The following is an 11,831-nucleotide window of genomic DNA, read 5'->3' on the forward strand; positions in this document are numbered from 1 at the left end:
TTACCAAAGGCAAGCGAGAAAGGCGTTATCCACGGCACTTAAAAAGTCATTAAAAACAGTATCCTGTAGCAAAAATAAAAATGCCGCTCACCTTAAGTGAACGGCATTACGCCTAGGGCGCCTTTTTTATATGTATCATTATTAATGCAATAATTAACTGCGACGGCGTAAGCCTAGAGCACCTAATAACATCAATGCAAAGTAACCTAAACTACCACCATCACTATCTTGAACAGGCTCTGGTGTTGGCGTAGGAGTTGGCGTTACTGGCGCAGGATAGCTTAATGCAATAATCACTGGATCATGGTCTGAAGCTGAGAATGGACTTTCAGTTTTAACCAGATCTCCGGTGTACTTGCTACCATATTCAAACAGGTTAGATTCAACTGAGTTAATGTGCCAGTCGTCAATACCGACTAACTTAGCCGCTAAACTCTCATTGGCTAAAGCATGGTCTAAATTACCTAATTCACCACTGTAACTATATGAATAAGTGGCTGCGCCATGTGCTTGAGTGTTTAAGTTAATTAAACCATAACCTTTATCTATCACACTGCCTTCACGCTCGTACACTTTACCGTTTAAGGTAGTCCACGATGCAGTGCGGATAACATGATCTGTAGTTGAGGCATCGTAATCAGTTAATACTGCTACCGGATCTTCTTTGCCGTAGGCATTTAAATCACCAATAACCAGTACATCACCAGCAACATCTTTTAGTGACTCACCGAGTACTTTGGCTGCTGATACACGGAATGCATTACACTTTCCTTGCAAGTCTGCTGGCTCAGCGTTTTCGTTAAATTCAGCCCAGTCTTCAATACAGCCTGAACCTTTCGATTTTAAGTGGTTAACCACAACAGTTAACTTTTCATCGTTAATGCTAAAGGTTTGCACTAAGCTATGACGTTGGAACTTTTCATAACTCGGGCTTTGCTCAACAACGCCATCTTTCTCACGGGTTTGCGCACCTTCTGCAGCATGTTGTTCTGGCGTCGCAATCACTTTTGCCGCGCCGTCTAATGTAATACGGGCTGGGCGATATAACATGCCAACTGTAATCGCATCACTGCCGATGAATTTGTCTTCATACTTATCAGCATCTTCAATTTCAACAAAGCGATACGCTTGATCATCAGTTAATTCTGCGTTCAATGCATCTACAAGGTTTTGAATGGCACTTAACTCGCCAAAGCCATTGTTAGCGATTTCCATTAAGCCAACAACATCAGCATTCATGGCGACAAGCGCATTCACTATTTTAGTACGCTGCAACACCATTTCTTCTTCGATTAATGCACCACGATTGCTGTTTGATGGATTAGTATCACCGCCAACAACGTCATTAAAGAAGTTCAACACGTTAAAGCTCGCTACGCGAATGTCGCCCATATCTGCCACTGTAGGCGCATCGGTACGATCGTTTACACGGATAAAATCGCCAGCAGTAATCATGTTGGTCGGTAAAATACGGAATGCGTTGTAGCTATAACCAATCACACCTTCAAGGTTAGTCAATTGATCGCCCACACGAATGTAACCCGTTTCTGCGTTAAACTCTGGGAAATAAGGTACTTCACCATCTTTCGCTTTGAAATCAGATTCAACAAATAACTGGTTTACTGCGTTAGCTTTAGCCAGTGCAATAGAATCTGCTGAGTTTGGCTCAAATATTTGAGTTGGTTTCATTAATGGCGCTTTATGTGACAACACCATATTGTTACGACGTCCGTCATAATCGTAGCTAAAGGTACGGGTGATTTTCATCTCACTACCCGCATCTAATACTACTTTCATGCCTTCAACACGCTCTAATGCTTGCGTTAGGGTTTCGCCATCGGCAACATAAAATGCACTGGCTAGAGGCACTTCACCTAATGCGCCAACTTCAATTTTTTGATCGTCCTTAAGGTTAATCTGAGTCGAGCCGTAATACTCGTTTACCTTACCTTGCACACACACTTCAGTGCCTGGCTGAATAGTGTCTGGTGCAGCTTCGTTCAAGTAGACGAAAATGCCGTCTGAAGTATAAGGTGAGTTGTCACCTTGCATGTCTTGAATAAAGAAGCCTTTGTATAAACTGTCGCTTCTAGAAGTAACAATCCCTTTTATGGTCACTTCATTAGCCGATTCATAACTACCATCGGCAATTAATGGACTAGAGTCACCTGCACCTTGCACATCATAAATGTTGGTCAGTGTGGCCCCATTACAGGTAAATACTGTTGGCTCTGGTGTTACTGCGGTATCAAGCGAGCCTAAACCACTAAAGGTGTCTTTATCTAATGTGACCCATTGGCTAGCATCATAAGTAGTGCTGGCAGTTAAGGCGTCTAATTTACGCTGGAATGTGGTGTCAAACCCCCAACCTGCTGGTGTTGGAATGTCACCAACAACATCAACCAACACACCGTCTTTTAATAAGCCGACAGCATCGCCACCATTAAAGTATAAGTTACCGGTCATCGAGTCGGTTGAGGCTGGCAAGGTAATCGCTGCACTTGAATGCAAAATGACTTTGACACTTTTAGCGGCAATAGTGTCAGTTAATTCCACCATATCAAGCGCTGCAGAGTCACCGTCTTTGTAACGTACTAATTTGTAGCCTGTTAAATCAATTGCAACGTCACTGTTGTTATACAGTTCAATCGCTTTGTTGTTTGAACTACCTTCAACGTATTCACTAATTAACACCTCTGCATTTGCCATTATCGGCATTGCAGCGGCTACTGCGAGTGAAACCGCCGTTAGTTTAGTCAGTCCTTTCATTTTTTAACCCCATATTTTGTGATATAAATGCTATTTTTTTGTAATATGCGGGGCGATTGTCCCAAAGTTTGTTTACAGAAAAAAGAACATTGATCACATTAATGGGGTAAAAAAATTTACTATCTGATTGATTATCAAGTAATTTTGTTTTAATTAGAAAACGATGATAAATAAAATCAAAAATACCTCAACTAAAACAACATTTAGCGCAAAAACAAGCATTGACGGGGTGGTTGTTAAAAAATATAGATTTTGTAACACTTATTGTTCAAAAAAATAAAAAAATGACAACATACTGTTTGATATTTTAATTCATGTCATGAAATCATCTTGAAAATGTAAGGTTTTTACCCGATTATTACGCTAACATTGACCACCAACACTCGTGGTATGTTGAATACACCATGAATAAAAACCAATAAATCACTTAAGGTATGTGAGTTATTGTCGATATTGATCATGACTCGATGTCATGTTGGTCACAACAAAATATTATTAAGCTGACTATTTAGTATCAATATACTAAAAGCTCATCTAGTATTTGAATTTATTATCTTTACCGGTTTAGGTGCTCAAACCATGAAACAAGTTGATTTCAGAAATATCGATAAACTTTTCATCAAAATGTCCATTAACGATAAGTTCTGGGCTATTTTCGGACTGTTCCTGATTATTTTATCTAGTGTATCGATTAGTAGTTACGTTAATAAAATTGAAAATATAGAACAGCAATCATTACTGGTTTTAGAGCAAAAAACAGCAGCTATGGTTCAAGCACTTGATGCCACGAGCCAACTAGAACAAGCTTCAACATTAGGTTTACAAGTCTCAGGACGTTCACAAACAAGTTCACGCCAACGAGATACTATTACTGCCGTTTATGCATTAGATGGCCAATATTATACCCTGAGCGAATCTGTTTCTGGACAAGAAGCCAGCGCAAAACAAGCTGCTTTGATATCACTGTTAATGTCATTTTTATGGGTATTGCCTTTTGTAGTAGTGATTTATTGGACGGCCACGTTCCTTGGCGGTGCACTTTGGGTGTTATGGGATACCACGGAAAAAATTGCTAAAGGTGATTTAACCTCTCGTTTAGGCTTCCATCCTGGTCGTGATGAATTTGGCACCATTGGTTGCGCACTTGATAAAGCCATGGACACATTAACCGATCTCGTTGTCGCAGTTAAGAAAAGTGCCGATACATTGCAAACAACCTCGAGCTCATTCGCCAATGAAGCAGTACAAAGCGCTGAACAAATTGATTTACAATATGCTTCACTTGACTCGGTTGCTACAGCGATGGAAGAAATGACGGCATCAGCTGCTGAAGTCTCTAATATCGCTCGAAATTCAACTCAACGTGTTGAACAAGATTCAGAGTATACGCGTCAGAGTTATGACCGAGCCAAGCGTGCGATTAATGAAATTAAGCAGTTATCGACCTACATTGAACAAACATCAAACTCGGTCAATACCCTAAAAATTAATGCGACCAATATTAATGAAGTGATCACCACCATTAATGCTATTTCAGATCAAACCAACTTACTGGCATTAAACGCAGCAATTGAAGCGGCACGTGCAGGTGAAATGGGCCGTGGTTTTGCGGTGGTTGCCGACGAAGTAAGAACCCTTGCGGGTCGTACACAGGCTGCGACGGTTGAAATTCATAAAATGATTGAATTACTGCAAAGTGAAACGCTCAATATTGACAGCATTACTCAAGATACTGTCAAGCAAGCACAAACCAGTAGCGATCTAATTACTAATATTGGAACCGATATTAATGCCATTTCTGAATCTGCGAATTCAATTATGGACATGAGTTTCCAAATTTCTACATCGTCAGAAGAACAAAGTGCAGTGGCCAATGACATTGCAAAAGAGCTGACGGACATAAGACAGAAATCAAATATTATTAGAGGCTTATCGCAACAGTCTTCAAGTGGTGTTAAAGATCTAGCAAAAGCATCAGCTGATTTGGGTAAAATTCTTAGTCGATACCGTACTAATTAATCTCAGCTCAGATTATAACTTATTAGTTTGTATGTTTATTTGAATATAAGCGCTAAATGAAAAGCCGATATCGATGATATCGGCTTTTTTATGTTTAATAAGCAGTGGCTTAACTCACGATTAATTCAACTTAATATTACTGTAATGACGTAAGTCTATGACCTAAAGCGCTTGTACTGTCTGGAGTCAGCACAAAAGTATAATTACTGTCGCCATCAAAGCTGATTGAATCAGACTGATAAACTAAGGTTTGCGTGCCATTATCGGCTTCGTAAACAATGTTAATTTCATAATCATCTTCAGGCAATGTCAGGCTGAGTTTTTCGACAAAATCTAAATCCGTTAAGGTATATTCGGCGGTTTCAATGGTTTCTGAAGCGCGGACAAAATACACGGTTAAGTCATCATAATCGTAAGCTAAATTCACCACATCGACTTTATATTCAAAAGCTCGAGGTCGTAAGTCTTGCTCGATCACCATACCTTTAACAGAACTGTCTTCTTGCTGATAAATCAGTAAAGACTTCACTTCATCTTGGTTAAACGTTACCAACAAGTTATCGAACAACTTGGCTTTACTGGTCGCATCTTTAGTGGTGATACCATAATCATTAAACGATGTTGATTGGTAATCCGTTACTGTGAAGGGTGAAATACCATACAAGTATTGTGTTTCTTGCTTACTGGCAATATCAACATCAATGCTTTGCGTTTCTAAACCATTAAACACCCGGTAATCGGCAGTTGCCTCTAACGCGGCGTAAGTGACTGGCGTTGTAGTTGAGTCAATGCTGTCGATAGTGACGTTAATATCACCTGCACCAAAACTGTTACGAATAATTAGTTTATAGGCGGTTTCGGAGGTTAAACTCATGCTACCTGTGGTGTAGAGCACATTTTTAGTGCCGGTTTCGGTCAGATAGACAATATAATCATCAGTATCGAATATCTGTTCGCTGGTGTAACTGCTATACGGCACATTACCCAGCATCACCGCTTGGTCAATGGTTTGGGTATCAAGTGAAATATAGGTATCAAAAGTACCTTCATCAGTCGCTACGTTAGCCACTAGCACTTCCATTTTGCTGTAGTCATTATCATCGTCGGCATTTAACTCGTCCATTTCATCGCGTGAATAGTTAATATCCAATAGTTCTGGATCGTGATAATCACCATAAAGTACAAACAAATGGTTCGAGTCGCTCGCTAAATCAACGGTGTCGCTGTAAACGGTTACCGTTTCACTATCTTCGTCTTGACCATAAATTTCCAGTTCTGTGCTCCCTGCACTATAAGCATAGCGCGGCATTGCATCAGCAAAATCAACCGCCGTATATGAATAGTCATCCAGTACTAACGAAGTCGATGTGCTATTAGGTGATGCATTATAAAACTGCACATAAGCGACATCATCACTGCTTTCTTCACTGTCTGAGCCACACCCTAGTAACAAGGCTCCCATTGCAGACACCATCATCAATCGACTTATTTTTTTGTTAAACATATTTACTCCATTAACCATCTAGTTACATTTGCAAGAGTTATGACAACCCTTGCCTGTAAACGACTGTCAAGAAAGGTAAAGTAAAGATATAAAGCGTAAAGAGCCAAGTTAAAGTTAAAAAAAAGCCTCTTAATCAATTAGATAAGAGGCTTTAATTCTTTTTGCATTTAAACCATAAATGCATTTTTCAGCAAAAGGTGTTAATTACCCGCGATTTTCATCTCGCTCAGTAAAATACCGCCGGTGCGGATTGATGAACGTAAATCGCGATCTTTACCTACGCCTTGTATTCCCATAAACATGTCTTTTAAATTACCCGCGATAGTAATTTCTTCTACTGGATACAACACTTCGCCATTTTCAACATAAAAACCTGCCGCGCCACGTGAATAATCACCAGTAACGCCATTAACGCCTTGGCCCATCACTTCCGTAACAATTAAGCCGGTATTCATGGTTTTAACCAAGTCATCAAAGGTTTGATTTGAATGGCTTAGGGTCCAGTTATAAATACCACCAGCATGGCCTGTATTGGTCATCGATAATTTACGCGCCGAATAACTGGTTAATAAGTAAGTTTCTAGTTGGCCACGATCAATAATACGACGGTCTTGGGTTGCCACGCCTTCACTGTCGTAGTTAGCACTGGCCAGTGCGCCAATTAAATGCGGTTGTTCTTCAATACTAAACCAGTCTGGGAATATTTGAGTATTCAGAGCTTCCATTAAGAAGCTCGACTTACGGTAAATACTACTGCCACTAATCGCGCCAATTAAATGTCCCATTAAGCCTGTGGCAAGTTCAGGAGCAAATAACACTGGCATTTTCGCCGTGGCTATTTTACGGGCATCCAAACGGCTTAAGGTTTTGTTTGCCGCTTGCAAACCAACCGCTTCAGGTGACAGTAAATCATGATATTTACGGGCAACCGTATAGTCGTAGTCGCGCTGCATATTGCCATCAGACTCTTGGCCTATTACAACACAACTTAAACTGTAGCGAGAGCTGCAATAGCCGTTAAGAAACCCATGGCTGTTACCATAAACCCTAGCCGCAGTATGCGCATTGGCACTCGCGCCGTCTGAGTTACGGATACGGCTATCAACCGATAAACTGGCTTCTTCTGCGCGAATGGCCAACTGTGCGAGCTCTTCAGCATCGATATCTTGTGGATGATATAACTCCAAATCGCGAATATCTTGCGCCATCAAAGCGGGATCAGCCAAGCCACTAAAAGGATCTTCTGAGGTATATTTTGCAATGCCATCGGCCGCTTTTACCGCTTGGCGAATTGCTTCAGGACTTAAGTCTGAGGTCGATGAACTGCCTTTGCGACCATCACGGTAAATGGTAATGCCCAACGCACCGTCTTTATTAAACTCAACGGTTTCAACTTCTTTTTCACGGGTTGAAACCGACAAACCTTGCTGCTTGCTGATAGCCACTTCAGCGGCCGAAGTGCCTAACTCTTTCGCATATTCTAATGCGACAGATACCGCGTCTTTTAACGCCGATAATTCAGAATCAATTCTAGGTGTTGGTTCAGTTGCGCTAGGCGCTGAAGAAGGATGAGAAGCCACAAATTTACTCTTTGATTAGTCTAATTGACGCTAGCATATCAAATTCAATTGGCGATTGATAACCGCGCATTTATATCGCAGTTGATCATCAATAAATTCTGCATATTCTAGGCCAAATAAATGCTATCATTAATGCATATTGACTTGAGGTTTATGACTATGAAAATTGTTGGCGATTCTGAGCTATTTCAGCAGCCCTATGATAATGATGACAACTATGTCAGCAGAACAGGCGTTAAAAAAGAAAGTGAGGATGCTCAAGCACTTGGCATGCGTTTAGTGGCCCTGAGCAAAACTCAATTAGACAAAATGGGTTTAGATGAATTTCTATATGATGCGATTCTAAAAACAAAACTGATTAAACAAAAAACTGAAGCCTATCGCCGCCATTTACAATACATTGGTAAATTAATGCGTGGCTTTGAGCATGAACCTATTGAAGCAGCACTGGATAAAGTGTTGAACAAAAACAATAATGAAGCCGCTCAAATACAGATTTTTGAAAAAATGCGTGAACGTTTATTAGCGAATGGCGACGATGAAGTCCAAGTATTACTGGATTTACACCCACAACTTGATCGTCAAAAAATGCGTCAACTGATCCGCCAAGCGAATAAAGAACTGGCTAAAAACCCAGAATCAAAATCGTCTAAAGAGCTATATAAGTATTTAAGATCTGAAATAAAAGACTAGGGTCCATCTCAAAAATAGTCTGTTTAATAGAATAAGGATGTTGCTAATGCGGCTAAAAATGATGACTCGCACACTATTGTTATTATTAACTTCAGTGCTGTTATTTACCGGTTGTAACGGTGCCGCGGACGGCACCGATACTGACACACTGAGTGGTAATTATAGTATTACCGTCAGCTATCAAAATGTCGTCAATGGCCAATGTGATGCGAATACGGACTCACTGATTTTTGATCTTGATGGTAGCTTTTGTGCCATTGCACATCTCAAAATTGGTAGTACTAACGTTAGTGGAGCGCTCATTACTTTTAGCACCACCAATACAACAATATCACCTACCACGGTGTTAACCTTATCTTCTGGTCTTGCGACAACTCTGGTCACATCAAGTAGTACCGACGCTGGCACGCTTAGCGCAACTTACTCTCCAAGTGATGCAGATGCTGTTAGTGCGACTCGCAATTATCAATTTAAAGAATATGACACCAGTATCCCTGTCGAAGCGATTAAATTAACCGCTTCGATAAGTGATGCTACCGGCCCTATTACCCGCTTTAATATTGATAAAACAGTTCAGCTCAATGCCTTGCTTACTGACAGTAATAATCAAGCTATTGCTAACCAAATTGTGACATTCAATGCCGGTAGCGCTACGTTAGCGCCAGCAACTGCACTGACAAAATCCTCAGGTATTGCTACGCTAAACTACACGCCGTCCGAGGCAGAGTTAGGTGCGAGCCTGTTAACCGTCACCACAGAGTATCAAGGTAGCACTCTCACCAGCAGCAGTGCTTTTGAAGTGTTAGCGTCTGACGATATTGCCACGAATGGTAATGTTAAGATGGGCTCGTATAATGCTAATGGTGAGTTTGTTGAAAGTGAATTAGCGACAACGCTAGTCGCAACAACTGATGGTAGTTATAGCATTAGTGCCGGTGGCACCTTTGGGATTAGCGCTACGTTAGTTACCGAAAACACCGATGGCACATTTACACGCTTACAAAGCCCAACCAGCATCAGCTTTAGTTCTGACTGTTCTACCAATGACAACGCCACACTTAATTCACCTGTTACTAGCTTATCAGGTTCTGCCAGCTCAACCTTTTCAGATGTCAGCTGCAGTGGCAACAGCGAACGTAATGACATCATCATCGCGACAGCAACGGTTAATGGCGCTAGTTTAAATGCAAGTTTGCCTTTTACCTTAGCCCGTCAAACATTATCTAATGTGAGCTTTGTGTCAGCTGACCCAAGCCAAATCCGTATCAAAGGTTCAGGCGGCACCGGTTCAACAGAATCATCGTTAGTGACCTTTTTAGTTACCAGTGCTAATGGCCAGCCGGCAGCACAACAAACGGTTAATTTCAGCTTAGACACCAGTGTTGGCGGTCTGCGATTTGCTAATGGTGAAGTGATGGACAGCAGTATTACCAATTCCCAGGGATTAGTCAGTGTGCGAGTGCAAGCTGGCACCATTCCAACCCCTGTAAGAGTGGTGGCATCAACCACAGACGCCGACACTAACCAAACCATTACCAGCCAATCAGAACAGCTGACCGTCAATACCGGCTTGCCACAACAGCTTGGTTTTAGTATTTCAAGATCAAATGGCAACCCTGAAGCGGGCGACTTCAACGGCGAACAAGTTACCATTACAGCTTATGCCTCTGACAGTTTTGCAAACCCTGCACCAGACGACACTACCATCAACTTTACCGCTGAAGGTGGTCAAATTGAACCATCGTGTTCCATGGAAAACGGAAAATGTTCCGTCATTTGGACATCGGCATCACCACGGGTAAGTGACCATCGTGTAACGATTATGGCTTATGCGCTAGGACACGAAACCTTCTTCGATACCAATGGCAACAATGTATTTGACGATGCTGATGGTGGCGTGGTTAACGGCTGCTTAAGCGGCACAACGTCAGTAGCATGCAGTGGCAATGGCATGGATGTAGAAACTTACCATGGCGGTGGTTTTGTTGACTTGCCAGACGCCTTTAGAGATGACAATGAATCTCGCACCCATGATTCAGCTGAACCGTACTTTAATATTCAAGCGAGCAACACATACCAATTAGCTGACGGTCAATTTAACGGCCCACAATGCCAAGGTGCATTATGTAATAGCACGGCTATGAGTACTTATATCCGTAAAGCATTAGTATTAACAATGTCAGGCTCTGAAGCTAATTTTGTCGTTAGCCAAGATGGCAGCTTGATTAATGATTACGACACTGATGTTCAACCTATTGCACTAGATGAAACGGCAAAGTTTGATGTGGTAATCACTGATAGCGCCAATCAAATATTACCTTCTGGTACAACCTTAACCGTTACTAGCACCGAAGGTGAATTGCAGTTCTCTGGCTATACCGTACCTAACAAGAGTTCAGCAGGAGGAACATCAACCTCATTTACCTTGAAAAATAATGGTACACCAGGCACAAGCCAAGTCACACTGACAACAACTACGCCTAAAGGTGTGGTAACTGAATTGATATTTGATGTGACCTTGCCATAAGCTCAATATTCTCACTCCTATAATATTTATCGATCCTTCAAGCCTGCTACTTCAGCAGGCTTTTTTATACTTGGCATTCACAAATATGTTGATACAATAAGACGTGCAATACGGTATTTAATTGATATATTGTTGAAATAAAAACTATTTTTGCTAGCTGACGTTATGTTCACGCCTTAAATAGTGCTCAACATTATGCGTTTCGATACCATCAATAGCATCTGTAAACAGGGCTAGTTTACTATTACGAGGGACCGATTTACGACTCTCGACGCATACTAAGGAATAATAATGCGCAAAATTTCTCTACTTCTTACTATAACTGCAGGTGTACTACTCACCGCTTGTGCCGCTAAACCACCAATCGTGGCTCAAAACAAAACGGTTGTCGTCAATGACCAAACCTTCGTGCTTGGCGGATCGTATGATAAAGCAAATAATAAACTGCTATTGACCGCTAATGGTGACCCGATCATGCAGGGTCGATTCCCGCCAATGACGCCTACCCAAAATCTTAATGCAAACTTTAAAGATATGAAATTTAAAGGTGATTGTTACTTTGGTTCGGTACTCGGAGATCAAGGTGGAAGCTTTGGTATTGTTGCTAGCATTGTTCAATCAGCAAAATCGAGCACTGCAGATAAATGCGACATTTTTATCGATGGCACCAAGCAAGAAACACTGTACTTCTAATTAGACATATTAATTAAGCGCTAGCCCTGCTTACCTACCTATCTAT

Annotated in this window: 7 protein-coding genes; 4 read left to right on the forward strand and 3 right to left on the reverse strand. The window is 41.3% G+C overall.

What is annotated here, in order from left to right:
* Nucleotides 1-153 precede the first annotated feature (153 nt).
* Nucleotides 154-2,769: an extracellular exonuclease ExeM gene (gene exeM / locus AAEY99_RS07100; RefSeq protein WP_351009798.1), complete on the reverse strand. Its 2,616-nt coding sequence runs from the start codon at nt 2,767-2,769 to the stop codon at nt 154-156.
* A 579-nt stretch (nt 2,770-3,348) separates the two neighbouring features.
* Between exeM and AAEY99_RS07105 the strand changes: the two genes are divergently transcribed.
* Nucleotides 3,349-4,788, forward strand: a complete 1,440-nt coding sequence (locus tag AAEY99_RS07105; RefSeq protein WP_101087669.1) for a methyl-accepting chemotaxis protein — start codon at nt 3,349-3,351, stop codon at nt 4,786-4,788.
* Nucleotides 4,789-4,924: 136 nt separating this feature from the next.
* On the opposite strand, the gene AAEY99_RS07110 is transcribed toward AAEY99_RS07105, so the two are convergent.
* A complete protein-coding gene (locus AAEY99_RS07110; RefSeq protein WP_192116381.1) occupies nt 4,925-6,292 on the reverse strand; it encodes a hypothetical protein in 1,368 nt (455 codons plus the stop codon).
* Between the two features lie 200 nt (nt 6,293-6,492).
* The gene (gene pmbA / locus AAEY99_RS07115) at nt 6,493-7,872 is read right to left on the reverse strand and encodes a metalloprotease PmbA (protein WP_351009801.1); all 1,380 of its coding nucleotides are present in this window, start codon (nt 7,870-7,872) and stop codon (nt 6,493-6,495) included.
* Nucleotides 7,873-8,031: 159 nt separating this feature from the next.
* Here pmbA and yjgA point away from each other — a divergent pair, with 159 nt between their 5' ends.
* The 3 genes from yjgA (at nt 8,032) to AAEY99_RS07130 (ending at nt 11,785) form a co-directional block, all read left to right on the forward strand.
* Nucleotides 8,032-8,565: a ribosome biogenesis factor YjgA gene (gene yjgA / locus AAEY99_RS07120; RefSeq protein WP_101087732.1), complete on the forward strand. Its 534-nt coding sequence runs from the start codon at nt 8,032-8,034 to the stop codon at nt 8,563-8,565.
* A gap of 46 nt (nt 8,566-8,611) precedes the next feature.
* Nucleotides 8,612-11,092 carry an Ig-like domain-containing protein gene (locus AAEY99_RS07125; RefSeq protein ID WP_351009804.1) on the forward strand — a complete coding sequence of 827 codons (2,481 nt, stop codon included), beginning with the start codon at nt 8,612-8,614 and terminating at the stop codon, nt 11,090-11,092.
* A 291-nt stretch (nt 11,093-11,383) separates the two neighbouring features.
* A complete protein-coding gene (locus AAEY99_RS07130; RefSeq protein WP_101087673.1) occupies nt 11,384-11,785 on the forward strand; it encodes a YajG family lipoprotein in 402 nt (133 codons plus the stop codon).
* Nucleotides 11,786-11,831 lie beyond the last annotated feature (46 nt).

Origin of the sequence: Shewanella sp. S1-58-MNA-CIBAN-0166 (assembly GCF_040310085.1) — a bacterium.
Classification (GTDB): domain Bacteria; phylum Pseudomonadota; class Gammaproteobacteria; order Enterobacterales; family Shewanellaceae; genus Shewanella.

Bases quoted from the DNA above. Each gene is read 5' to 3' on its own strand.
- yjgA (WP_101087732.1), top strand. From the start codon at position 8,032: ATGAAAATTGTTGGCGATTCTGAGCTATTTCAGCAGCCCTATGATAAT.
- AAEY99_RS07110 (WP_192116381.1), bottom strand. From the start codon at position 6,292: ATGTTTAACAAAAAAATAAGTCGATTGATGATGGTGTCTGCAATGGGA.
- AAEY99_RS07130 (WP_101087673.1), top strand. From the start codon at position 11,384: ATGCGCAAAATTTCTCTACTTCTTACTATAACTGCAGGTGTACTACTC.
- AAEY99_RS07125 (WP_351009804.1), top strand. From the start codon at position 8,612: ATGCGGCTAAAAATGATGACTCGCACACTATTGTTATTATTAACTTCA.
- AAEY99_RS07105 (WP_101087669.1), top strand. From the start codon at position 3,349: ATGAAACAAGTTGATTTCAGAAATATCGATAAACTTTTCATCAAAATG.
- exeM (WP_351009798.1), bottom strand. From the start codon at position 2,769: ATGAAAGGACTGACTAAACTAACGGCGGTTTCACTCGCAGTAGCCGCT.